The organism is Microbacterium sp. Ru50 (assembly GCF_002920555.1).
Classification (GTDB): Bacteria; Actinomycetota; Actinomycetes; order Actinomycetales; family Microbacteriaceae; genus Microbacterium; species Microbacterium arborescens.
On sequence record NZ_PQSV01000004.1, the window covers coordinates 1 to 23,416 of the forward strand.

22 protein-coding genes are annotated in these 23,416 nt (G+C 71.7%); 8 read left to right on the plus strand and 14 right to left on the minus strand.

Annotated elements, in window-relative coordinates; genetic code table 11:
* From C3481_RS13370 to C3481_RS13405, 8 genes are all read right to left on the minus strand, one after another.
* Nucleotides 1-1,894: glycoside hydrolase domain-containing protein (locus tag C3481_RS13370; protein WP_146053657.1), on the minus strand; the 1,894-nt coding region annotated here is incomplete at its 3' end.
* Nucleotides 1,894-2,799, minus strand: a complete 906-nt coding sequence (locus C3481_RS13375) for an endo-beta-N-acetylglucosaminidase H (protein WP_103842802.1) — start codon at nucleotides 2,797-2,799, stop codon at nucleotides 1,894-1,896. The genes C3481_RS13370 and C3481_RS13375, both read right to left, overlap by 1 nt.
* 96 nt (nucleotides 2,800-2,895) lie before the next feature.
* Nucleotides 2,896-3,915, minus strand: coding sequence for an SDR family oxidoreductase (locus C3481_RS13380; RefSeq protein WP_023954272.1), 1,020 nt, complete (start codon nucleotides 3,913-3,915; stop codon nucleotides 2,896-2,898).
* 143 nt (nucleotides 3,916-4,058) lie between these two features.
* Complete coding sequence (locus tag C3481_RS13385) at nucleotides 4,059-4,427, minus strand: hypothetical protein (RefSeq protein ID WP_036304791.1); 369 nt, start codon at nucleotides 4,425-4,427, stop codon at nucleotides 4,059-4,061.
* 70 nt (nucleotides 4,428-4,497) lie between these two features.
* Complete coding sequence (locus tag C3481_RS13390; protein WP_181021936.1) at nucleotides 4,498-5,985, minus strand: UDP-N-acetylmuramoyl-L-alanyl-D-glutamate--2,6-diaminopimelate ligase; 1,488 nt, start codon at nucleotides 5,983-5,985, stop codon at nucleotides 4,498-4,500.
* A gap of 118 nt (nucleotides 5,986-6,103) precedes the next feature.
* On the minus strand, nucleotides 6,104-6,400 hold the full coding sequence (locus tag C3481_RS13395; protein ID WP_023954266.1) for a hypothetical protein: 297 nt from the start codon (nucleotides 6,398-6,400) through the stop codon (nucleotides 6,104-6,106).
* 99 nt (nucleotides 6,401-6,499) lie between these two features.
* The gene (locus C3481_RS13400; RefSeq protein ID WP_167366994.1) at nucleotides 6,500-8,029 is read right to left on the minus strand and encodes a helix-turn-helix transcriptional regulator; all 1,530 of its coding nucleotides are present in this window, start codon (nucleotides 8,027-8,029) and stop codon (nucleotides 6,500-6,502) included.
* A gap of 78 nt (nucleotides 8,030-8,107) precedes the next feature.
* Nucleotides 8,108-9,550 (minus strand): HNH endonuclease signature motif containing protein, encoded by a 1,443-nt coding sequence (locus C3481_RS13405; protein ID WP_103842806.1) that lies wholly within the window; start codon nucleotides 9,548-9,550, stop codon nucleotides 8,108-8,110.
* A gap of 226 nt (nucleotides 9,551-9,776) precedes the next feature.
* On the opposite strand from C3481_RS13405, the gene C3481_RS13410 reads away from it, so the two are divergent.
* Both C3481_RS13410 and C3481_RS13415 read left to right on the plus strand, forming a co-directional pair.
* Nucleotides 9,777-10,319: a hypothetical protein gene (locus C3481_RS13410; protein WP_071919108.1), complete on the plus strand. Its 543-nt coding sequence runs from the start codon at nucleotides 9,777-9,779 to the stop codon at nucleotides 10,317-10,319.
* Nucleotides 10,320-10,375: 56 nt separating this feature from the next.
* Nucleotides 10,376-12,367 carry a sigma-70 family RNA polymerase sigma factor gene (locus C3481_RS13415; RefSeq protein WP_181021937.1) on the plus strand — a complete coding sequence of 664 codons (1,992 nt, stop codon included), beginning with the start codon at nucleotides 10,376-10,378 and terminating at the stop codon, nucleotides 12,365-12,367.
* Nucleotides 12,368-12,394: 27 nt separating this feature from the next.
* Here the strand turns inward: C3481_RS13415 and C3481_RS13420 are convergent, their stop codons facing one another.
* Nucleotides 12,395-13,921: a SulP family inorganic anion transporter gene (locus tag C3481_RS13420; RefSeq protein WP_103842810.1), complete on the minus strand. Its 1,527-nt coding sequence runs from the start codon at nucleotides 13,919-13,921 to the stop codon at nucleotides 12,395-12,397.
* 140 nt (nucleotides 13,922-14,061) lie between these two features.
* Here C3481_RS13420 and C3481_RS13425 point away from each other — a divergent pair, with 140 nt between their 5' ends.
* The gene (locus C3481_RS13425; protein ID WP_036304788.1) at nucleotides 14,062-14,439 is read left to right on the plus strand and encodes a MerR family transcriptional regulator; all 378 of its coding nucleotides are present in this window, start codon (nucleotides 14,062-14,064) and stop codon (nucleotides 14,437-14,439) included.
* A gap of 39 nt (nucleotides 14,440-14,478) precedes the next feature.
* Here the strand turns inward: C3481_RS13425 and C3481_RS13430 are convergent, their stop codons facing one another.
* Both C3481_RS13430 and C3481_RS13435 read right to left on the minus strand, forming a co-directional pair.
* Nucleotides 14,479-14,745: a hypothetical protein gene (locus C3481_RS13430; protein WP_023954252.1), complete on the minus strand. Its 267-nt coding sequence runs from the start codon at nucleotides 14,743-14,745 to the stop codon at nucleotides 14,479-14,481.
* A 76-nt stretch (nucleotides 14,746-14,821) separates the two neighbouring features.
* Nucleotides 14,822-15,769 carry a saccharopine dehydrogenase gene (locus C3481_RS13435; RefSeq protein WP_103842812.1) on the minus strand — a complete coding sequence of 316 codons (948 nt, stop codon included), beginning with the start codon at nucleotides 15,767-15,769 and terminating at the stop codon, nucleotides 14,822-14,824.
* An 87-nt stretch (nucleotides 15,770-15,856) separates the two neighbouring features.
* On the opposite strand from C3481_RS13435, the gene C3481_RS13440 reads away from it, so the two are divergent.
* The 4 genes from C3481_RS13440 (at nucleotide 15,857) to C3481_RS13455 (ending at nucleotide 19,041) form a co-directional block, all read left to right on the plus strand.
* Nucleotides 15,857-16,414 carry a TetR/AcrR family transcriptional regulator gene (locus C3481_RS13440; RefSeq protein ID WP_023954248.1) on the plus strand — a complete coding sequence of 186 codons (558 nt, stop codon included), beginning with the start codon at nucleotides 15,857-15,859 and terminating at the stop codon, nucleotides 16,412-16,414.
* A 31-nt stretch (nucleotides 16,415-16,445) separates the two neighbouring features.
* Nucleotides 16,446-17,201 carry an SDR family NAD(P)-dependent oxidoreductase gene (locus C3481_RS13445; RefSeq protein WP_088380902.1) on the plus strand — a complete coding sequence of 252 codons (756 nt, stop codon included), beginning with the start codon at nucleotides 16,446-16,448 and terminating at the stop codon, nucleotides 17,199-17,201.
* Nucleotides 17,202-17,312: 111 nt separating this feature from the next.
* A complete protein-coding gene (locus C3481_RS13450) occupies nucleotides 17,313-17,768 on the plus strand; it encodes a MarR family winged helix-turn-helix transcriptional regulator (protein WP_023954245.1) in 456 nt (151 codons plus the stop codon).
* A 1-nt stretch (nucleotide 17,769) separates the two neighbouring features.
* A complete protein-coding gene (locus C3481_RS13455; RefSeq protein ID WP_181021938.1) occupies nucleotides 17,770-19,041 on the plus strand; it encodes a DUF2254 domain-containing protein in 1,272 nt (423 codons plus the stop codon).
* Nucleotides 19,042-19,187: 146 nt separating this feature from the next.
* Here the strand turns inward: C3481_RS13455 and C3481_RS13460 are convergent, their stop codons facing one another.
* The 3 genes from C3481_RS13460 to C3481_RS13470 all read right to left on the minus strand — a co-directional run bounded on the left by C3481_RS13460 (nucleotide 19,188) and on the right by C3481_RS13470 (nucleotide 22,577).
* Nucleotides 19,188-20,312 (minus strand): hypothetical protein, encoded by a 1,125-nt coding sequence (locus C3481_RS13460; protein ID WP_103842816.1) that lies wholly within the window; start codon nucleotides 20,310-20,312, stop codon nucleotides 19,188-19,190.
* The gene (locus tag C3481_RS13465) at nucleotides 20,309-20,662 is read right to left on the minus strand and encodes a PadR family transcriptional regulator (RefSeq protein WP_064955403.1); all 354 of its coding nucleotides are present in this window, start codon (nucleotides 20,660-20,662) and stop codon (nucleotides 20,309-20,311) included. Before C3481_RS13465 ends, C3481_RS13460 begins: the two co-directional genes overlap by 4 nt.
* Nucleotides 20,663-20,870: 208 nt before the next feature.
* Nucleotides 20,871-22,577 carry a LuxR family transcriptional regulator gene (locus C3481_RS13470; RefSeq protein ID WP_103842818.1) on the minus strand — a complete coding sequence of 569 codons (1,707 nt, stop codon included), beginning with the start codon at nucleotides 22,575-22,577 and terminating at the stop codon, nucleotides 20,871-20,873.
* A 207-nt stretch (nucleotides 22,578-22,784) separates the two neighbouring features.
* Here C3481_RS13470 and C3481_RS13475 point away from each other — a divergent pair, with 207 nt between their 5' ends.
* A complete protein-coding gene (locus C3481_RS13475) occupies nucleotides 22,785-23,381 on the plus strand; it encodes a low molecular weight phosphatase family protein (protein WP_071919100.1) in 597 nt (198 codons plus the stop codon).
* Nucleotides 23,382-23,416: the final 35 nt, after the last annotated feature.

A 23,416-nucleotide genomic window follows, 5' to 3' on the forward strand; every position in this document is an offset into this window, starting at 1 on the left:
CTGCGAGGCGATCGCGCTCGGCGGCATCCCTCGACTGACGCAGGAGCGCGTGGGCGAGCCGCGCGGCGGCGGCGTCGTTGATCGCGTTGTCGAGCGTCCACGACATGCCCTCATGGGTGGCGGTGTCGGTGAAGCCGCGGAAGATCGCGGGACGCAGCCCCTTGCGTCCGACACGCGGGTCGGTCGAGGGCACCGTGGCGTGGTGCAGCGCCGAGCGATAGGCCTCCCGCGTGTCGATCGCGACGTCGAGGGCATCGAGGCCCGCGAAGACCGTGTCGCTGGTCGCGCCCGTCATCGAGTCGACCGGGCCCGGCGCGCTCCACCGGGCGACCCACCCGGCATCTCGGAAATGCTGCACGAAACCGTCGGCGAGGGCCGCGGCGGTGCGCGGGGCGAGCAGACCGATCAGCGGCCAGGCGGTGCGATAGGTGTCCCAGAATCCGTTGTTCGACGAATACACGCCCGGCCGCACGACGCCGTCGATCGGGCTGCGGTAGCGGGGGCCCTCGGGCGACGGCTCGTCGTGAGCGTTCGGGTAGCTGAAGACGCGGGCGAGCGACCCGGCGATCGAGCGCAGGGTGTCGCCCGGGATGCCGTCGAGCCCGTCGATCTCGACCCGATCGAGCGCCCCGCGCCAGGCGGCCTCGGCCGCCGCCCGCATGTCGTCGATGCCGCCGGCGGCTCGGGCGTTCTCGGCCGCCTGCGCGGCGTCGATCGTCGACATCCCGATGACGATGTCGGCATCGGCTCGCTCGAAGACGATGGCACCGCGGAGCGTGCCGCGCGCGAGCGCGAGGTCGTGGCGACGAACGCCCGGCAGCACGGCGTGCACGTGATGGTCGGGGCGGTCGCCGCCGTCGCGGAGGTGGACGTCGAGGTGCAGCGCCCCGTCGCGCTCCGCCCACGCGGCCGAGACGGCCTCGCCGAGGTGGTCGACGACCACTGAGAGCTCGTCCGTGTGCGAGCGGAACCGCATCCCCACCGCGTGGCGGGCCGCCGTCAGCAGCGCCGACACGCCGTCGAGCTCGACCCGGTACTCATGCGGCGCGGCGAGCTCGTCGGCACGGTCGAATCGGCGCGCCCGCCTCCGGCGGTCGCGGTGGGGTCGCGCGCTCGGGCTCGGCATGATCTCGAACACCCCGCGGTCGCCGATCCAGGGGCTCGGGATGTGGCTCGTCGCGAAGGCCTCGATCGCCGGCCGGTCGACCTGGTACCGGTAGGGCCAGTTCCCCGCCGCGGCGTCGGTCATCGGCAGGGCGAACACCCCGCCGTGGGGCAGGGTCACGATGGGGGCGGTGTTCCCCCGCGAGAAGCGATCCGACCCCCGGGTGCCGCGGCGGGTGTCGGCCCATCCCAGCAGATGGTCCGGACGGGGCGGCGCGGGCTCGACGGTGGGCGGCGCGACGAAGACCGTGCGCCGGTGCGCGCTCGGGCCGAACACGACGCGGACGGCCGCGATCCGGCGCCCGGCGACCGCTCCGAGGTCGATCGTCCGACGGTTCCACTGATCGACCCACATGCGTTTCGCGCGCGCCTGGGCCCCGGGGGCGAGCGCATCGCCGTACTGGTCCCGCACGCCGGCGCCCGAGAGCGTGCCCCCGTCGTCGAACACGAGGTCCACGGTCACGGCGGTCGCCGCATAGCGGTCGTCCGCTGCGCCGCCGCGGGCGTCCACTGCGACCGGGAGCATCTCGACGACGAGCTGCTCCCCCGCCGCGACGCGGCGCCCGCGGAGCTCGGGGAGCTCGCTCACGTCCGGCAGGTCGGTCTGAGCCGCCCCGACCCCGACGTCGATGCGGAAGCAGCGACGCGGGTCGGTCTCGGCGGTGTCGGCGGGCGTGAAAGCGGGGACGGCGCGGCGGACCCGGGGGCTCTTCGGAGAGACGGGAAGCATCAGCCGACGTAGACCGCTTCCTGTCCCGAGAGCTCGCGAGTGAACGACGACACGTAGGCGCTGCGGTCGCCCGCGGTCAGGTTGTACGTCACATAGACGCCGTAGCCCTCTTGCACGGTGCGACGGGCGAGGTTCGCCGCTGTGGCGGCCGATGTCTGCGTCAGATCGATCGCGGCGGGACCGAGCCGGTCCTTGCCGACGCCGGGGTACGCGGGAACGTTGTACTGGCCGTAGTAGGGGTTCCAGATGTAGTCGAGCTTGTCGAGCACGGATGCCGGAGCCGACTTCAGGCTCGCGGCCGCCTCCCCGATGTCGTAGAGCGAGATGATGCTGCCCGCGGGGAGCTTCGCATCGAGCGCGTCGACGAGCCAGCGCGCGGAATCGGCGTTCGGCGCCGGCACGCCGTTCGAGCCGTACGACACCCACTCGTCGTCGATGTCGACGCCGTCGAGACCGTACTGCTCGACCACCGCGGCGACCTGGTCGGCGAAGGCGGCGGCCGCGGGCTGCGACGGGAAGTTGGCGAAGCCGGCGGCCTGGTGATTGCCGAGCAGCGACAGGGTGACCTTGATGCCCTTGTCCTGCAGCGGCCGGATCTGCGTGTCGGCGTTCTCGAGGGTCGCGGTCACCTGATCGTTCAGGTGCAGTGTGGCCGCGTTGCCGTCGGAGTTGATGTTGGCCGCGAAGATGATCGCGACATCGAAGGCGTTCGACCCGTCGGCGAGCTCGTAGTCGCCGACCGTGCGCAGCTCGTTGCTGTTGACCTCGACGTACGCCACGGTCAGCGGGTCGGTCGATGCCGCCGTGGCCGCGGTCGCGGGCGCGAGCCCGGCTGCGGCCAGAGCGGCCGCCGCCAGGGCGGCGAGCGCGGCGGAACGGCGGGCGGGACGGGGGATCCTCGACATGATGCTCCTCATTGAGTTCGCTGTCGCCGGCGAGGTGCCGACGCGTGCCAGCGAACCGGACTTAACCGGATTAGTCAACGATGGAGCCGGCGCTCGTCACCGCCGCAGCACGGCCTTCGCGCCGGCGATGGCTCCCACGACCGCCGCGGATGCGGCGGCGGATGCCGCTGCGTACAGCGGGCCGCGGTGGCGGATGGCCCAGGTCTGCACGCTCCCGCCGCGCGCGCGATCGTCGAACGCACCGTGGGCGCCGTGGTCGCCCGGCACCGGCTCGTACAGGTTCGGGGCCGTCCCGGATGCCGCCGAGCCCGGCGCGAACTGGCCTTCCCACGCGTTCTTCGCCAGGTACCAGTCGAGGAAGCGGCCCGCGACGCGGGTGCCGAGGATGAGCCCGACGGTCGACTCCCCCACCCACGTGCGCCGGCGGGGCCGGTCGGCGACGTCGGCGACGGCTCGCGCTCCGACCTCGGGCTGGAAGATGGGCGGGACGGGCTGCGGATGCTGTGAGAAGTTCGACTTCACCCACCCGAACTGGGTCGTGTTGAGGGCGGGCATGTCGACGATCGAGACGGCGACGCGGCTCTTCTCGTGGGTGAGCTCGGAGACGACGGAATCCGTGAACCCGTGGATCGCGTGCTTCGCCCCGCAGTAGGCGGCCTGCAGCGGGATGCCGCGGTGGGCGAGCGCCGATCCGATCTGGATGATGTGGCCGCGGTCGCGGTCGCGCATCCGCCGGAGCGCCGCGCGCGTGCCGTTGACGGTGCCCAGGTAGGTCACGGCCGTCGCGCGGTCGAAGTCGTCGGCCGACGTGTCGAGGAACGTGGCGATCGCGCCCGACATGACGTTGTTGACCCACAGGTCGATCGGACCGAGGGCGCTCTCGACGTCGGCGGCGGCGCGGTCGACGGCATCCGCGTCGGCCACGTCGACCGGCACCGCGTGCGCCCGCCGCCCGGCCGCTTCGATGTCGGCGACGGCGCCGTCCAGCCCGTCACGCCCGCGCGCCAGGACGGCGACGTCCCAGCCGCGGCGTGCGAGCTCGCGGACGATGGCTCGCCCGAGGCCCGCGCTTCCTCCGGTGACGACGGCGACTCCGCGCCCGCTCGTTGCGGCCATGACGATCTCCTTCCACCGAGGCATCCACGGTGGAAGCTCGCGATCGCGACCATTGTCGGCACGCGAGCACGGGGGAACGCAGCCGTTGCCAGGCAGGGCGCGATGGTCTAGGGGAAGCGTCTCGAGGAACCGTCGTGGCGCGCTCAGCGCATGCCCGTCATGCGGTCCCACTCGATCGACTTGAACTGCAGGAAGGTGCAGAGGTTGCCCGCGAAGGCGACCTCGGCGGCGAGCCCCGCCATCTGGTACGGCGTGAGGGTGAGGTCGTCGGAGCGCGCCGTGAGCGTCGCTTCCCACTCGGGATCGTCGATGGCTCGCGGCTGCATGTAGATGTCGGCGGGCGCGTTCGTGAGATGGACGATGACGAGTCCGGTGTCGAGACCGTCCGAGCCGTCCTGGATGGCGACCTTGACCGTGACGCCGGGCGTCTTCCCCTGTTCGAGGAACTCGGCGACCCACTCTTCCAGGAGGGTCTTGGTCCGCACGGGGACCCGAGGGATGTCGTCGCTCATCACGTGGAATTTTGTCATATCCCGAATGAAAAAACCCGCCGTTTCCGGCTGGATACGGTGATGAATCGAACTACCGTCCGTCGGGGAGCAGCGCGTGCGTCTCGCGCCATGCGCGAAGCGCGCCCGCGGCGATCGAGACGTCGTCGGAGGCGACGGCGTCGTCCCCGACGATCTGCACCGACTCATGGCCTTTGCCGGCGATGAGGACCGTGTCGCGGGGTCCCGCATCGGCGACGGCCGCGGCGATGGCCGAGGCACGGTCGCGGACGACGCGGACGTTCTCGACCGAGCGGAACCCGGCGAGGATGTCGGCGACGATGGCGTCGCCGTCCTCGTGATGGACATCGTCGTCGGTCACGACGATGGCATGCGCCAGTTCCTCGGCGATGACGGCCATCTCGGGCCGCTTGCCGCGGTCGCGGTCGCCGGTGCAGCCGAACACCGCGGTGAGCCGGCCCGGGCCGCCCGAGAGGGCGATGAGCGCCTGCCGCAGAGCGTCGGGGGTGTGGGCGTAGTCGACGATGACCTGCGGCCCGGCGCCGGGCGATACGACCTGCATGCGTCCGGGAACCCGGCCGATCGCGCCCACCGCTCCCGCGATCGCGTCGGGCGCCACGCCCTGCGCGCGGAGGATGCCCGCGACCATCGTGAGGTTGTCGACGTTGAAGCGGCCGATGAGCGGCGAGGCGATGTCGAAGCGCGCGCCGTCGATCGTGAGGGCGAAGTCGGCGCCGTCGGGGCGCACGCGGATGTCGTCGGCTCGGACTGCCGCCGTGGGCACGCCGCCCGTCGATACGCCGACGTCCTCGATCCCGATCGGCAGCGCGACTGCCGCGACGTAGGGATCGTCGAGGTTCCGCACCGCCGCGCGGACCCCGGGCAGCCGGAAGACGCCCTGTTTGGCCTGACCGTACGCCTCCATCGACTCGTGGTAGTCGAGGTGGTCGCGGGTGAGGTTCGTGAACGCGGCGATGTCGAAGTGGCAGCCGTCGACGCGCCCCTGGGTGAGGGCGTGCGAGCTGAGCTCGATCGCGACCGCGTCGGCGCCGGCGTGACGGATGTCGGCGAGGAGCTCGTGCATGTCGACCACCGAGGGCGTCGTGAGCGAGGTCTTGGCGAGGGCGCCGAACAGGCCGGCGCCGAGCGTGCCGATGGTCGCGGCGCGCTGTCCGAGGAGCTCCCAGCTCTGGGCGAGGAGTTGCACCGTCGAGGTCTTGCCGTTCGTGCCGGTGACGCCGACGAGGGTCATGCTCGCCGACGGGTGCCCGGTGTACCTGTCGGCCAGCCGCCCGATGACCGTCGCCAGATGCGGGATGCCGCGCACGCGCGCATCCACGTGCGTGACGCTCGCGTCGGTCAGGACTAGAGCCGCGCCGCGCTCGAGCGCCTGCGTGATGTGGCCGCGGACCCGTTCGTCGCGGCCGAGCGCGACGAAGACGTCGCCCGCTCGGACGGTGCGACTGTCGCCGCGCAGCCGCCCGCCGGCGATGTTCCCCCCGGCGACCCCCGTCGCCCACCAATCGGGGTCGAGGCTCCGACCCTCCCCAGCGTCTTGCATGTACCGCCCCACTGCTCTCTGACCCGACGCTCCCATGAGCGGGCGATCACCCGCGGGAAGGACACGTCGGAGCCTGAGATTGGCACTGTAACGTAAGTGCCGCGTAAGCCTGCGGTCATCAAGCCTGGGGCTCGGGCACCATCCGCAGGCCGTCGGCGCTGTTGGCCGATTCCATCAGTGCGTCGATCCACTTCGGGTTGATCTGCGGCTGGCGGCTGCCGGCGAACTGGAACTGGACCGAGATCGTGGGGTGCAGCCAGAAGTCGCGACGGCTCGTGCCGTGCGGCGACGTCGTCTCGAACATCAGCGGTTCACCGCGCCGCAGCTTGGTCATCAGGACCAGCCGGAGGTGTGCGAGCGCACGATCGTCGATCTCGACGAAGTTGGCCGCGTTGTCGTAGAAGAATCTGCCCACTGCTTGAGCTTAAGCGCGACCGGGCAGGAGCGGGCCGGCTTGACGTCCGCCGCTGCAAGGAGCCGACATCGAGCGGTCCGGGCACGGCGAGGCTCGCGCTCAGAGGTAGAAGCCGTGGCGTTCGAGCATGCTCACCGCCTCGTCGCGGGTCGAGGCACCGAGTTTCGCGTACAGCGACCGCAGCTGCGTCTTGATCGTGTTGACCGAGAGGGTGAACTCGCCCGCGATCTCGGCATAGGTCTTGCCGCCGCGGAGCGCGGAGGCGACGGACCGCTCGCGGGGCGTCAGGGCGGGCAGCGTCTGCGCCGACGCGCGGGGTTCGAGGAGCCGGAACCGATCACTCGCCTCGGCGACCCGTGCCGCGAGATCGGGGTGGCGCGCGCGAAGCCGTTCCCGCAGCGGCGTCAGCTGCGTCTGCGGGACCGTCAGGAACGGGCCGACCAGGTCGCCGGCGTGCACGGCGAGGCCGCACGCCTCGTCGAACAGGTCGTCGGCGACCTCGCGCTGCCCGAGGCGGTCGCGAGCGACGGCACGCCGCACCAGGACGATCGCGAGGGTGCGCGGGCAGTGCTCGGTCCCGAGCTCGAGGCATCCGTCGGTCACCTCGAGCGCCGCGCGATCGTCGCCCAGTGCGAGGTACGCGGCCGCGCGCTGAGCGTTGAAGCAGACCGCGTGACTGGCAGGCGGGACCTGCGTGTCGAGCAGCGCGAGCGCACGACGGGCTGAGCCCTGGGCGAGCGTCGCCTCGGCGAGGACCGAGAGCGCGAGCTGTCGCACGAGTCGGTGGCTGAGGTGCGACCAGGCGCCACCGAGCACGGACCGCAGGCCCGCGGCTCCCGAGACCACATCGCCGAGCATCACCTGAGCGATGGCGTCGGCGGTGGCGGCGGCGTGCCGCGCATACGGATCTCGCGGCGCGAGCGAACGAAGCACTGCCGCGGCACGCTCGACCCGGGCCGCGTCGACGGCCCCGACCGCCAGAAGGATGTCGGCGAGGGCGAGGGCATGGTCGGTGTCCGAGGCGTTCCAGCGGTTCGACCGCGACAGCTCGGCGCAGGCCTCTCGAGCGGACTTCGCGGATGCGAACTCGCCGTTCACCGCCAGGGCCAGAGTCTGCACGGCGGCGGCGCGGTAGCGCACGGTGTCGCTGTCGGCGAACGTGAGTGCGCGCGAGACGTATAGGCCCGCGTCGCGCGGGCGCCCGGCCGAGGCGTAGGCCTCGGCGACGGCCGCGAACAGCGACGCCATCGAGTCGAGCCCCAACACGGCGCGCCCGCGCAGACGGCCCTCGGTGAAGTGGGCGTCGATGAGGGCGAGCGCGCCATCGAGGTCGTCGAGCCGCACGTGTGCGATGAGCATGCCCTCGAGCAGGTGGATGTTCGATTCGGTCCACAGCTGCGGCGTCGTGCCCACGTCGAGTGTGCGCAGCCGGGCCAGGTCGACCTGAGTCGGCCACCCCGAGCGGGCCCCGGGCAGGCTGCCGCTCACGACGCGATGTGCCGTCGCGCGTAGTTCATGGGTGCGGCTCGGATGCAGGATGGCGCGGCGCTCGATCGTCACGATGGGCCTCCGGAAGTGCTCGAGATGCGACGCGACTGTCGCATCGTCGCGAGAGAGAAGCCGTGTCACGCGAATCGTGACGCGAATTCGGAGCATCAGTGGACGCACTGCCCGCGCCGAGGAAGGCTGTCCACCCCGGATGCAGGTTCAGAATGGTGGCGGCTCACCCGGGAGCAGTCCGCCGGTTCCCGCATCCGGTGGCGGGTTCGCGGTGTCGCTGGTGAAGCACACCGCGGGTATGGGTACGTCTTCGCGGTAGGCCCGTCCGAGGGGTGAGGTCCATTCCAGGACTCCGCCGCCGAGCTGCCGGACTTCCCATTTCGTGAATTGCTTCATCGAATGGTGTCGTTGGCAGAGGTGGGCGAGGTTGAAGATGTGGGTGTGCCCGCCGAGGGCGTGATCGATGGTGTGGTCGATCTCACACCGGATGGCGGCGCGTCGGCATCCGGGGAACCGGCAGTGCTGGTCCCGGGCCATCAGAAGCTTCTTCATTGAAGCGGTAGGCCGGTACGTGTCGATCTCGACCGGGGTCCTGGTGACCGGATCGATAAACAGCCGGTCCCATTCGCTGACCTGCCCGGCGAGCTGCCGTGCCGTGTCGGCATCGATCAGCGCAGCGCCCACAGCTTCGGCGGGGTTGTCATCGCGCCCCATCAGCGTCTCGGCGGTGACGGCGACTTGCACGCGTGCCCGGATGGCACCGAGTCCACCGGCACGGTCGGTGCCGTAGGTCGGGTCGACCACCGGCGCTCCGCCGAGGACGAGGTCGCCGAGGATGTCGGCCCGCAGTTGATCCATGGTCCGCGTATCGGCGGGCTCGCCCGACCCGGCGGCATCCGGATCGCCCGGGTTAGGGCCATCCGCGCCGCCGGCGCCAGCAACATCCGCGCCAGCATCCGCGCCCCCGTCCGCTCCGGCGCTCTCCACCCGGGCGTCCTTCACGGACTGTCCCATCTGCGTGAGCCGGTCGAGCATCCCCGCCGCGATCACCGTGGGCAGACTGGCGACGAGGTTCGACATCCCATCGGCCCCGTGGAACACGCGTACGCACCGTTCCGCCGCCGCGGTCTTATGCCGCTCGGTGAAGGCCTGCGGGTGCAACCTGGCCGCCAGAGCCTCCAGCGCACCGCGCACCCGGGAGGGCACATCCCGCTCGCACACCGCGATGGCGGCTTCCGCGTACTCTGACCGCACCTCGTCCGGCACCCCCGCGCCGACCCGCACGACCACGTCGACGTGGCCGCGTTCGATCCGCCGTAAAACCCACGCCTCGAACACCGCGGGATAGTCGTCGATGACGGTCATCGCATGGTCGATCTCACCCTGCAACCGCCGGTCGGTGAGCCGCGCCATCCCCGCCGCCTCAGCCGCGACCGACCGCAGCTCCATATCCGACGCCATCCCCCGCACCCCATCACGGCGCGCCTCACGCAACGCCGACCAGCCCAGCTCCGCCGACGCCCGAACCCGCGCGACATCCCCGGCGTGGACCAGGTCGAGCGCGTCGGCGAATCCCGCGAGGGCCTCGGCGTGCGGCGACGCATCCGCGGCCGCGCCGTCTCCGAGCCTCCCAGCGCTATTCGATGCCATGTTCCTATTGTGGTAGCACCCTCCGACATCATGATCGAACACATCTTCTACTTACAATACGACGAACCAGCCCCATTCCGGGGAGGAATCGACGAGCAATCGACGAGCAAGCGAAACCAGCCGACGAGCCCCCGCCAGCGCGGAACTCACCAGCGCCGAACTCACCCGCGCAAAGAGATTTCGCCGTTCCGCGTCACGATTCGCGACATCCGGCTTCTCTCGATGCATGTACGCAGCGACCAACGCTCTTCCGGCATCACCCGCAGCTGTCATCGGCTCCGGCGCGCAGCCCCGCGCAGCACTCCGACGCGACCGGGCCGGCGACGCCGTCTTCCGCGCCCCGTTCTGGGCGAGCCGGCGGACGCGCGCGGCTCGGCAGTCCGCCCCCGAGGGCGCGATCCGCCCGTCGCGCATCGAGGTCCGCGGCGCCGCCGTGCGCGTGGTGTGGGGATGGCAGGGTTGGCGCGACCGGACGTGGCAGCGCGGTCACGTCGGCTTCGTCTGCTCATCCCGCACGATCGACGATCAGACCGGTCCTGCGCAGCTCATCCTCGTGGTCGACAAGCTGCGGGACGAGGGAGCGGTCGCGGCAGTGCTCTCGTGCGATGCGTTCACACCCGAGACGTTTGCGGCGCTGACCCGCCACCTCCGCAATTTCGAGGCGATCGGTGACGCGGAACGCTCGTCGGCAGACCCGCTCGCCCGGCTGAGACCGCACCTGAACCCGCGACCGGGCTCCTCGCCCTCTCAGTTCGACTCGCTACGATGAGTGAATTCTCATCCGGGTCGGGGTCCGGATGGCATTCGAACGGATGGAACACGGCCATGCCCACGGAGCCGGCCTCCGATGACGCCCTCGTCGAGCGAGCACGGAACCACGATCAGCATGCCTACGGTGAGCTGTGGGTACGCCACTCGGCCGCCGCTCACGCCGTCGCCCGCGCATATTCATCGCTCGATCCCGACGATGTCGTCGCGGAGGCGTTCGCTCGCATCCTGTCGGCGATCCGGCGCGGTGGCGGCCCGTCGATGGGGTTCCGCCCCTACCTGCTCACCTCGGTGCGCAACGTGGCGCACGAGTGGGGCGCGCAGCAGCAGCGCACGTTCGCGACCGATCTCGAGGATGCGGCCGACGAGGCGTCGCCCGACACCGAACGGTCGGTGATCGCGGGCTTCGAGTCGAGCGCCGTCGCGTCGGCCTTCGCGACGCTTCCGACCCGCTGGCAGGAAGCGCTCTGGTACAGCGAGGTCGATGGCCTGAAACCGCGGCAGTTCGCTCCGCTGCTCGGGCTCGCGCCCAACGCGGCATCCGCCCTGGTCGTGCGCGCCCGGCGCGGTTTCCGCGACGCCTGGGTCTCCGCTCAGCTGCGCCGGGCCGACTCGGAGGAATGCCGCCGGACTCTCGAGATGCTCGGCACCCACGCGCGATCCGCGCTCGCGCGGCGCGACGCGCGGCGCGTCGAACAGCACCTCGCGGAGTGCGACGGCTGCGCGCTGGCGTGGGCCGAAGCGCGCGACGTGTCGTCCCGCCTGGCGCTCGTGCTGCTGCCCCTCGTCGTCGGCATTCCCGCCACCGCGTCGTACGCCGCCTGGACTCAGTCGGGAGCAGCGCAGGTCGCGACCTTCGCGCTCGGCCCGAGCGGCGCAGCCGGCGCGGTCAGCACCCCGGGCCGCCTCCGCCCCGGCAGCTCCGCCGCGCGCTCGGGGTGGCGCCATCCCCTGCTTCACCTCGCGGTCGTCGCCGCGGCCGGGACGGCGATCGCCTTCGCCGCGCCGCTCCTCGGTCCGGCGGAGCTGCCCGCGAGCACGACCGAGGCGCTGCCGCATCCGTCGAATCCCGCGACGGACGCCGCGAATGACCCGCCCACCGCCTCCGAGACCTCTACACCGCCGACCGCGCCATCCGACGCGCCTCCCCACGACGGGGACGGACCGCTCACCGACGGCCGGTCCGATACCGATGATGCCGAGACCGCTCCCCGTGCAGGCATCCTCCCCCGCCTGTCGCCGGCCGAAGCCGCACCGACCCCGGCGCCCAACCCGAGCCCGAGCCCGAGCTCGAGCCCGAGCCCGAGCCCGAGCCCAACGGTGCCCAGCAGCCCGATCCCGGGTGCAAGCTCGACCCCGACACCCGCACCGACCCCGACTGCAAGCCCGACCCCGACGCCCGCACCGACCCCGACTGCGAGCCCGACCCCGACTGCAAGCCCGACCCCAGCGCCCAGCCCGACCCCCGCACCGATCCTGCCCGCGCCGACCATGACGGTCGACACCGGTGCGGGGCCGAGCGTCTACCCGCTCATCTCCGGGGGAGCCGAACCGGGAGCCGCCATCGAGATCGTCGACGAGACCGGCACGGTCCGCGCCCGGACGACCTCGGACGAAACCGGTGCATGGTCGGTCTCAGATCTCTCGAACGGACGCGACCAGACTGATGCCGCGGCCTACCTGCCTGCGGGCGACCATGAGCTGTCCGCACGGCAGACCAGCGCCGGCCGGACCTCCCCGCTCAGCGCATCGGCCCCCGTCTCCGTTCTGCCGCCGCCGGTGCCGACCTCGCCTCTCGCCGGCGCCGCGGTCCCGGCCGATGGGTTCGAGCTCAGGATCTCCGGAGAGCCGAACCTCCGGGTCCAACGCGCCAGGGTCGGCGATGCCGCGCCCTGGCGCAGCCAGCTCATGCGCCTCGACGGCGAAGGTGCGGTGACCGCGCGCTTCTCCGTCCCCGCTCCCGGCCCCGTCATGCTCGGGGTGCGTTACCTCGATCCCGCCACGGGGCGGTTCGGGCCGGCATCCTTCGTCTCGTTCACGGCGTACTGAACACACCGCGCAACGCAGCCCACGCGTTCAGTGCCCACCGACGTTGCCGGTCAGGCGCCCGTGCAGAGCGGATGCCGCGGCATCGAGCCCCTCGATCGTGACGGTCTTGCCGTGCCGGTCGTACTTGTTCACGACCGCGTCGAGCGCGGCCACGGTCGAGGCATCCCAGACGTGCGACCGACTCATGTCGATCACGACGCGCTCGGGGTCCTCGGCGTACGCGAACTGCGTCGTGAGGTCGTTGCTCGAGGCGAAGAAGAGCTCGCCGTCGACCTCGTAGCGCGCCACCGGCTCGTCGCCGGCAGGGTCGAGCCGGCGGGTGACGGTGACGAGATGCGCGACGCGACGGGCGAACATCACCATCGCGGCGAGCACGCCGAGGATGACGCCGACCGCGAGGTTGTGGGTCCAGACCGTCGCGATGACGGTGATGAGCATGACGGCCGTCTCGCTCTTCGGCATCCGCCGGAGGGTCGCGGGCCGGATGCTGTGCCAGTCGAACGTGGCCACCGTGACCATGATCATGACCGCAACGAGCGCCGCCATCGGCATGATCGCGACGACGTCGCCGAGCGCGAGCACGAGGATCAGCAGGAACACCCCCGCGAGGAAGGTCGAGATGCGCGTGCGCGCCCCCGACGCCTTCACGTTGATCATCGTCTGCCCGATCATGGCGCAGCCGCCCATCCCGCCGAACGCACCCGACAGGATGTTCGCGGCCCCCTGACCGAGCGCCTCGCGGGTCTTACGCGAGTGGGTGTCGGTGATGTCGTCGACGAGCTTCGCGGTCATGAGTGATTCGAGCAGACCCACGACGGCCATCGCGAGGGCGTAGGGCGCGATGATGCGGAGCGTCTCGAGCGTGAGCGGAACGTCGGGCACGAACAGTTCGGGCAAGCTCGCGGGCAGCTCCCCCTGATCGCCGACGGTCGGCACCTGCCAACCGAAAGCCACGACGGCCGCGGTGAGCAGCACGATCGTGACGAGCGGGGCCGGGATCGCCTTCGTCAGCCGGGGCAGCACGACGAGGATCACGAGCCCCGCGACCACGAGCGGCCAGACGAGCCACGGGATGCCGGCACCGAAGAGCTGCGGCAGCTGCGCGAGGAAGATGAGGATCGCGAGCGCGTTGACGAAGCCCACCATCACCGACCGCGGGATGAACCGCATGAGCTTCGCGACGCCGAGCACCGCCAGCACGATCTGGATGACACCCCCGAGCAGGACGGTGGCGACGAGGTAGTCGATGCCGTGCTCGCGCGCGACGGGCGCGATGACGAGGGCGATCGCGCCGGTGGCGGCGCTGATCATGGCCGGGCGTCCGCCGAGGAACGCGATCGCGACCGCCATGACGAACGACGAGAACAGCCCGACGCGGGGGTCGACGCCGGCGATGATCGAGAACGCGATCGCCTCGGGGATGAGCGCGAGGGCGACGACGAGCCCCGCCAGCACCTCGCGCGTCAGCAGCCGAGGGCTGCGGAGGGCCTGCACGACGGTGGGTTCGATGCGGTAGCGCGACGCGCTGTCGCGGGCGGGGGTGACGGCGGTCACGCGGTGCCTTTCGGTCGGTGCCCGGCAGGGCGGGCGGGCGATCGCGCGAGCGCGCGCAGCGCCGGCTGTCCGACGCGGGAAGAATGAAGGGGGTCGGCGCGGAACGGCGCCGACAAGAATCTAACGTAACGTGAGGTTTGATGTCGAATCGCGATGAGGTCACCATGCGCATCGGAGAGGTGACCGAGCGGACCGAGATGTCGTTCCGCACACTCCGGCACTACGACGAGATCGGCCTCGTCACCCCGTCGGCGCGCACCGAGGGCGGGTTCCGCCTCTACACGGAGACCGACGTCGCCCGCATCCTGCTCATCCGACGCATGAAGCCCCTCGGCTACAGCCTCGACGAGATGCGGGAGCTGCTCGACGTCGTCGACGCCCTCACCGCCACCCCGGCCGACGCGGAGCTGCGCGCGCGCCTCGAGGCGATCCGGGCCGGCGCGGCCGAGCGTCGCGAGAAGCTGACCCGCCAGGTCGCGATGGCCGACGAGTTCCTCGCGCAACTCGGCGACATCTGACCGGTCTCGCACCGGGACGCCGCCGCCCGCTGCCGCAGCTCACGCGTAGGCCCGATGCACGTGCCACCCGCCCGCGCCGCAGTACACGTCGAACACGAACGCCTCGCCGTCGGCATCCGTCGCCTGGAAGCGCCAGCCGTAGAGCCCGCGGCGCCGGTCATCGTCGGCGGCGAGAGACCAGACCGAGTCGCGCAGACGGGTCGGGATGTCGCTGACGGTCCAGCGCCGGCCCGCGTAGAACATCCGCGCGGGGATGTCGTCGACGAGCCAGAGGGTCACGTCATGGGCGCTCGTCGTGTCGGTCATGACAACCAAGGATAGAACACATCTTCGATACTCGCCAGGGCGCGCCGTCGACACTCGGCGCGCCGGTCGCGTCAGCTCAGCCTTCGCCGCGGTCGACGCCGATTCCCGCCACGCCTCGGATGTCGTCGACGCCGACGACGTCCGCCATGGTCACGACCCCGCGAACACCGCGCTCGACCATGCGGGTCGCCGCGAGGGCCGCCATCCGCCCCGTCGCCAGCGGCTGACCCTCTCCCGAGGCCGAGAACCGGGGGCCGCTCTGCCGATGGACGGCGCCGACGCGCCAGCGACTCGTGCCGAGATGCGGCGCGCGGCGAAGCAACGGCGTCAGCAGCGGAAAGACCCCGACGGTGCGCAGCGCAGCCGTCGCCACCCTGCTGTCGAGCGCCAGCCAGCTCCGGACGGCGACGCCCGACCGCGAGCCCCACAGCAGATCGTCGGGGAAGTCCGCGCGGAGATATCTTCGATTCTCCGCCGCAGACCGGAATCGCCGGGCCGACCGCAGGTTGACGATCCGCTCAGCCTCCGGCGCGGCGTAGAGCGGCGCGCCGGCGAGCCGGACCGTCCAGTCGACGGCTGCCGCACCATGCGACTCGCCAGCCCCGAGCATCACCGTGACGTCGACATCGTCGCCGGGGGCGGCACCGAGCGCGCTCGCCAGAACGGTGCTCACCCCCGGCGCGATCCCGGCCCCGAGCAGCACCGCCCCGCCGTCGGCGACGCCGCCCGCGAGCCGAGCGAGGTGGGATGCCGTCGCCGACACGTCGACAAGAGGCGTCGAACCGACCGCCTCCTGCACCGCGGTGATCTCGAGCCCGCTCGCATCGATCACGGCATCCGCTCGGCGCGCGGCGGCGGCGAGCACCTCGCGGCCCTCGGGCGTCGTGACATCGACGGCGAGACCGCCCGGCCCAGGGCGGCGCGATGCACCCACGACAGCATGGCCGCCGGCGCGCAGCGCGTCGGCGGCGGCAGCGCCGACCGCTCCGCGCGACCCGAGGACGAGAACGGACAGCTGTGACATGAAACTCCAAACGTCTGGTTGGAGACCACCGTATGCACAGGACGTCGAACACGCCAACCAGAAGGTTGGAGTTGCTAGGCTCGGATCATGGCGTGGGACACCGAGGCGACGCGGCGCCGCCTGCTCGAAGCCGCGACCGAGCACTTCTCCGCGCGGGGATACGCCGGCGCGCGCGTCGAGGCGATCGCCCGGACCGCCGGGGTGAACAAGGAGCGCATCTACTCGTACTTCGTCGACAAGGCGGGACTGTTCGGCGCCGTGCTCGCCGCCGAGGTCGACCGCCTCCTCGACGGCATCGAGATCCGCGGCACCGGTGCCGACGCGCTCGGCGGGCTCGCCCACGACCTTTACGACCGAGCCGCGTCGCACCCGCAGCTCGCACGCCTGCTGTCGTGGGAGAGTCTCGAGCTCGATGCGCCGGTGTCGGGGCCCAGCCGTGCCGAGGGGTGCGCCGCCATGGTCGACGCTCTTGCTGCCGCTTTGCCGGGCCGCTCCCGCGACGAGGCGGCGCAGCTGCTGGTGAGCATCATCGCGATCGCGACGGCCGACGGATGCCTCCCCCACCTGGTCACGCTCATCACGGGCTCGGCATCCGCGGACGCCCGCCGAGACGCCGTCGTCGCGCAGGCCCGATCGCTCGCCTGAAGCGTCGACCGAATCTGTCTACGCTGAGGCGATGGACCTCCACAGCCTCTTCGGACTCTCCGGCCGACGCGCCCTCGTGACCGGCGGGAGCTCCGGCATCGGCCGCGGAATCTCCGAGGCACTGGCGGCCGCGGGAGCCGAGGTCGTCATCGCCGCCCGCGGTCGCGACCTGATCGACGAGACCGTCGGGCGCATCCGCTCCGAGGGCCGGCGCGCGTCGGGAATCGTCGCAGACCTGTCCTCGCGCGCGGGCTGCCACGAGCTCGCCGATCAGGCCGGCGACATCGACATCCTCGTGAACTCGGCGGGCATCAACATCCGCCCTCCCCTCCTCGAGCTCGATGAACCCGCCTGGGACGCCACGATGGCCGTCAACCTCGACGCGCCCTTCATCCTCGGCCAGCGATTGGCCCCCGGGATGATCGAGCGCGAATACGGCCGCATCATCTCCATCAGCTCGCAGCAGGCGAGCCGCGCCTTCGCGTCGAGCGGCGCCTACGGCGCATCGAAGGCCGCCCTCGAGGGTCTCGCCCGCTCGCAGGCGGAGGCGTGGTCGGCAGCCGGGGTGACCTCGAACGTGCTGGTCCCGGGTTTCGTCCTCACACGCCTCAACCAGCGCCTCGCCAGCGACCCCGACGTCGTCGACGCACTGGCCGCCCGCACCTTCGTCGGCCGCAACGGCCTGCCCGACGACTTCGCCGCCGCGGCGATCTTCCTCGCCGGCCCGGGCTCGGCCTATGTGACCGGCCAGTCGATCGCCGTGGACGGCGGCTTCTCGGTCCACTGAGGCTGACCTTCCTTCGCCCATACCAGGTGAGCGCTCCCACGGGAAGGGCTCCCCTTCGACCCGGGGCTCGGACAGACTGAGCCGCTAGGTCGATCAACACGGGGAGTCGTCATGGCAGTGCAGGGTGAGACATCGTCGGCATCGGCAGTCCTCGACGCGCTGTGGGCGTACGAGGCCGCGGAGGGCGCCATTCGACTGCGCCTGCGCGACTCGATGCTCGTGTGCGAGAACGACCTGATCGCGCTCGAGAAGCTCATCGAGGCACAGGACCGCGACATCGCGCTAACCCCGTCGAACATCACCCAAGAGCTCGGGATCTCGTCCGCGAGCACGACCGCCATGCTCGATCGCCTCGAGCGCTCCGGGTATCTCCGGCGGCAGCCGCATCCGTCCGACAGACGCAAGGTCTTCGTGACGCTCGGCGATCGCCCGGTCGAGCGCCTGCGCCAGTCGGGATCGGACGTGCAGCATCGCGTCGAGGACGTCATCGCCCACATGCCGCCCGGATCCGCCGCCGTGCTCGTCGATTTCCTCTCGCGCATGCGGGTCGCCGCCGAAGCGGCCTGAGGTGGCGTCCCCGGCACGCGGGGCCGCACTCTCGCGCCTGTTCCGGCTCTCGCGACAGGTCTGGGTCCGCGCCGCCGCGTTCACCGCGATCGCGGTGATCGTCGCCCTCGCAGCCGGTGTCATCGGCACGATCATCCCGTTCGAGCTCGTCATCGATCTCGGCCAGAACTCGGTCGATTCGATCCTGCAGATCCTCGCCACCGCGATGCTCACGGCGACGACGTTCTCGATCACCGCCATGGTCACGGCCTACTCGTCTGCCACGACCACGGCGACGCCCCGCTCGACGCAGCTGTTGATCACCGACCCCACATCGCAGAACGCCCTGTCGACGTTCGTCGGGGCGTTCGTGTTCTCGCTCGTCGGGATCATCGCCCTCTCGACGGGCTACTACACGGAGCAGGGGCGGACGATCCTGTTCGTCGGAACCCTCGCGGTCGTCGCCTTCATCGTCGTCACGCTGCTGCGGTGGATCGCCCACCTCGCGCGGTTCGGCCGCATGGCCGACGTGATCGACCGCGTCGAAGAGGCCGCGACGGCCTCGCTCGTCGCCTATGCCCAGACGCCGACGCTCCGCGCGCAGCGGCTCGTCGACATGCCCGTCACCGCGGTGCCGGTGTGGGCCGAGTCGGTCGGCTACGTCGCCCACATCGACATCGCCGCCCTCGACCGCGCAGCCCGCGAGGGCGGCATCCGCATCCTCGTCGCGACGCCGCCGGGAAGCATCGCCGACCGGACGCGGCCGCTGGCTTACCTGTCACGACACGGGGGCTCGCGACAAGACGAACTGCAGGATGCGGCGCGCCGGGCCTTCCGCCTCGCCTCGCACCGCGATTACGAGCAGGATCCGCGGCTGGGCGTCATCGCGCTGACCGAGATCGGCAGCCGCGCGCTGTCACCCGCGACGAACGATCCGGGTACGGCGATCGAGGTCATCGCCGCGCTGCAGCGCGTGTTCACCCGCTCGCTCGAGATCGAAGCCGACGACCGGGTCGAGTTCGCACACGTCTCGGTGGCGCCGCCGCGGCTCGCCGACCTGGTCGCCGACGCGTTCCGCCCCATCGCGCGGGACGGCGCCGCCCTGCTCGAGGTGCAGATCCGTCTGCAGAAGTGCCTCGCCGCCCTCGCGGCCGCCGCGCCGGAGCATCGACGACTCTTCGCCGACACGGCCGCCGATGCCGTGCGCCGCGCGCGATCGCAGATGGATGCCGGAGACCGACGGACCCTGCGCCGGACCGCCGCCGCCGTCTGGCAAGCCCCGCCGCGCCCCTGACCCCCGGTCGCCCCGCACCCCACCCGAGGCTCACCGCCCTAGCCCGTGCCCCGATGCAAGGCATCCGCCCCGACACCCCGGCCCGGATGCCGCATACCCGGCGCGTCGCCCGCGATCCCTTGCATCCGCGCACCCGGGGCACCGGCTCAGGACGTCAGCGGCACACCCGTCATCCGTCGCCCCGGCGCCCAGCCGAAGAGGAGCAGCGCCGCAGCGAAACTGATCGGCCCGACCAGGTGGAAGACCTGCGACAGCGCAGACACGTCACCACCCGAGGTGCCGAAGGTGTCGGCGACCGACATCCCGATCGAGAATCCGGCGAACAGCCGCAGGAACAGCGCGGCCCCGATGATCGAGAGGTACAGGATGCCGAGCCGGCGGGGCGTCAGCCATGCCCCTCCCCTCGTCAGCGCGGCGACTGTCACAGCGGCTGCCGCCACCAGCCACACCCCGCCCCACACGGCCACCGACTGTGCGGCGAGCGCCGGATCGAAACCGTCGGCCGCGATCATCTCGGCGTAGATGGCGCTCAACTCGTAGCCGGGCACCTTGGCGAGCGGGTTCCACACCAGCAGATCGAGCGCGCCGAGCACGAGCAACACCGTGATGGACACGAGCCCCGCGATCGCGACCGGCCGCCGCCGGGCGAGCGGCGAAGACCGGTCCTCCAGGACGAGCGGCGTCGAGCGCCAGGCAGCGGCCAGCCCGACCGCGGCGCCGCCGACCGTGAGGCCGACGCCCGCCGCGCTCACCGCCGCTGCCAGGGGACGCGCCGCGGCGAGCGCGAGGAGGAGGATGCCGAACGCGGTGACCGCGAACGCGACCCTCACGACCGCCGATCGCGACAGCGCGGCCGCGCCGATGAAGAGGGCGATGGCGAGCAGCACTCCCCCGAAGAGGGCCACGCTGAGCACGGAGCGTCCGACGGCGAGCGCAAGCTCGATGACAGCCGGAATGGCGACCGCAGGCGAGCCGAGATCCGCCGTCAGCCAGAGCGCGGCCGAGGTCGCTCCGACCGCGGCGAGCAGCGAGACACCCCGCCGGCTCAGCCTCCGCGAAGCGGTGCCTCGGGGCTCACCGGTCAGCATCGGAGCGTCGCGATCCGCGGTGAGCGCGACCGCGATCGCGCCGCGCACGACGTCACCCCGGCGCACCCCGGCTTCGTGAGCCCCCGCGACATCCGCCCGCCACTGCTCGAGATGGCGTGCGCGCGACGCGGCCGGCATCGTCCGGCTCACCGCTCGAAGGACGAGGTCGAGGTCGAGGTTCACGCGATCGCTCCCCTCGCGTCATCCCGGCCACGCCCGGGCTCGGGTTCCTGCCGACGCGCGCGGCGTCGCTGCATCCGCACCGCATGCTCATCGACGGCGGCGCGGGCTGCGGCGAGGCCGTCCGGCGTCAGGCGGTACAGGCGCCGCCGGGGTCCGCTTCGGCTCGGGTCGACCTCCCACTCAGAGGTGACCCACTCCATCGACTCGAGGCGTTCGAGGATCGGGTACACGGTTCCCGCGGGCCGCCCCGTTCTGCTGACGATGCGCAGCCCCCACACTCCCTCGGCTTCGAGGGTCAGAATCTCGAGCACGTCCACCGTGGCCGGCGTGATGCGTTTGAGCGGCTGCATGCTCGCACTCTATCTCTATATACCTAGAGATAGAGTGGGAGTCGGGCCGAGATGCAAGGCATCCGTCTCGACACCCCGGCCCGGATGCCGCTCCCCCGGCGCGTCGCACACGATCACTTGCATCCGCGCACCGGCCGACACAGCGCATCGGCCGACGCAGCGCACCGGCCGACACAGGGCACGGCCGACACAATCAGGGCGGTCCAGGTCAGGGCCGATCGTCGAGCACGCGGCCGATCTCGCGCCGGCTCGACACACCGAGCCGGCGCATGATGTTGGCGACGTGGTAGTCGACGGTCCGTTTCGAGAGGTGCAGGATGCCCGCGATCTCACCACTCGTGTATCCCTGGCCGACGGCTCGGGCGACCTTGCGCTGCTGCTCGGTCAGCCGCGCCGCAGGTTGCCCGCTCCGGTCCCCGAGCATCAGCTCGGCGGTCGATTGCGCCACGATGGCTTCGTACCTCTCGGCCAGCCCCGCCGCTCCCAGGTCGGAGAGTTCGGCGCTGGCCTCTTCATAGGCGGCCAGCGCCCGCACCGGGTCGGGCACCCCGAGCGTGCCGAAGCGGCTGTAGTAGATGCCCGCCACCGTTCGGACCCAGGCCCGGCCCAGCGGATCGAGGTCGGGCGACAGGCGGTCGAGGGAACGCGCGACGGCATCGGCCGCCTCGGGGTGCCGTCCGTCGTACTCGGCCAGGATCGACACGTACGCCCAGTAGTACGCGCTCTGCTCCGCACCCTCCATCCGCGCCCAGATCGCGACGCCGCGGCGGAACTCGTCGATGCGGCCGAGGTGCCACGCGGCCAGCAGGTTCAGCATCCACCACTCGTCGCGCCGGTACGGCCGCCGGTAACCCGGCTCGGCGGCATCCTCGAGCGTCCGCCTCAGCCCGGTCCAGTCGCTTCGCGTGATCGCCACCATCAGTCGGGCATGCGTCAGCACCATGTGCGCGAGGAACGACGGAGTGTCCCGGCAGAGCAGTTCGGCGCGTTCGAGCACGAGCCCGCCGGCCTCGAGGTCGCCGCGAAGAGCGAGCAGCAGCCCGTGCACGGCCAGAGCCTGCGGCTCGAGCCAGTCGTGTTCCACCGATTCGAGGGGCGCGACGGTCGCGCGCACGACATCCACGGCATCCCGCCACCGGCCCTGCCGGATGCGGACGAACGCGAGCTCGACCTCACCGTGGATCCTCACGCCGGGTCTCCACTCGGGAGCGAGCCGGGCGCCGCGGCCCAGGTTGATCGCTGCCTCACCGAGACGGCCGGCCGTGTGCTCGATGCTGCCGAGGCAGATGAGCGCGAGCGCGTGGTCGGCGGTGAGGGTGTTGCGCATCCGGAGGGGCGCGATCGTCTCGGCGAGGGCGCGGCGTGCGCTCATGCCCCCGCCGGTGTGCAGTTCGACGAGCGCGTCGAGGCCGAGCAGGTCGAAGTGCAGGTACGCGGGAAGCGCGGCCGCGCCCTCGCCGGCATCAGCGGATGCGGTCGCCACCGCGGCACGCGCCGCATCGATGCACTCGCGCGCCCGGACCCAGGCGCCCGAGGCGGCAGCGCCGGTGGCGAGGTAGGTCAGCAGCAACGGCAGCAGGGGCCCCTCTTCGCCGAGAGGGTCGGGGTCCGCTCCCGGGAGGCTGTCGCGGGCGACCGCCGTGATGCGCGACATCGCACTGTCGAGGTCTCCTGCGCCGATTCTCAGCACGGCGAGCACCCCATCGCGGAGGACGCCCGCGGACATCGCGGCGACGTCGGCCCGGTGCGCTTCCAGCAGGTCGGCGCGATACGCCCGGAGCGCGATGGAGCAGGCGAGAGGCAGCCCCTCGGCGTCGCCCTGCGCGTGCGCGCTCATCGCGGTGCGCACCGCGACCTCGGCCTCGCGCCGCCGCCACGCCGCGCGGGCCTCGATGATGAGCTGGTCCGTCGCCATCTGCTTCCTTCGGTTCGGGTCAGTCTGCCAGGCCCGATGGCCAGGGACACCACACAGCGCCCGGTCGGAATTCGCGTCGCGGCGTTCACCCGGTCGCGAGTAGCATTCGCCGTCACGCCGTGACCGCCGGACGGCTCTCGGGGCGGGAGAGCCGACACGCCGGTTAGGCTGACGGGGTCGTCCAGCCCTCGACGGAAAGAGCTCCCGATGTTCGAGATCATGACCGTCTGCACCGGTAACGTGTGCCGCTCCCCGCTCGCCGAGCAGCTCCTGCGCACGCGTCTGGCGGGACTGCCCGGAGCCGTCACCAGCGGCGGCACCTACGACATGGGCGGTGCGCCGATGCCGGCCGAAGCCCAGCGCCTCGCGGTCGAGAACGGCGTGAGCGCCGAGATGGCCGACGCGCACCGCTCGCAGCTCATCTCGCCGGCGCGCCTGTCGTCGCCGGATCTGATCCTGGCGATGGCGCGCGAGCACCGCCGCAGCATCGTCGAGCTCGCACCCAGCCGCCTGCGCGCGGCGTTCACGCTTCGTGAGTTCGCGCGGCTGGCTGCCGACGCGAGCGACGACGAGATCCGCGGCGCCGCGGATGCGGCCGGCGACGATCCGTCGGCGCGTCTGCGTGCCGCCGTCGCCGTCGTCGCGTCACACCGGGGCATGGCGCTGCCGCCCGAGTCTCCCGACGACGACGACGTCATCGACCCCTACCGCCGCTCGTGGAACACCTACCAGCTGTCGGGGTCGCAGCTCGTACCGGCGATCGACGAGGTCGTCCGTGCCGTCCGTCTGGCCGTCGCCGCCTGACAGGCCCACCGTCCCGCCGACCAGGTCGACTCGCC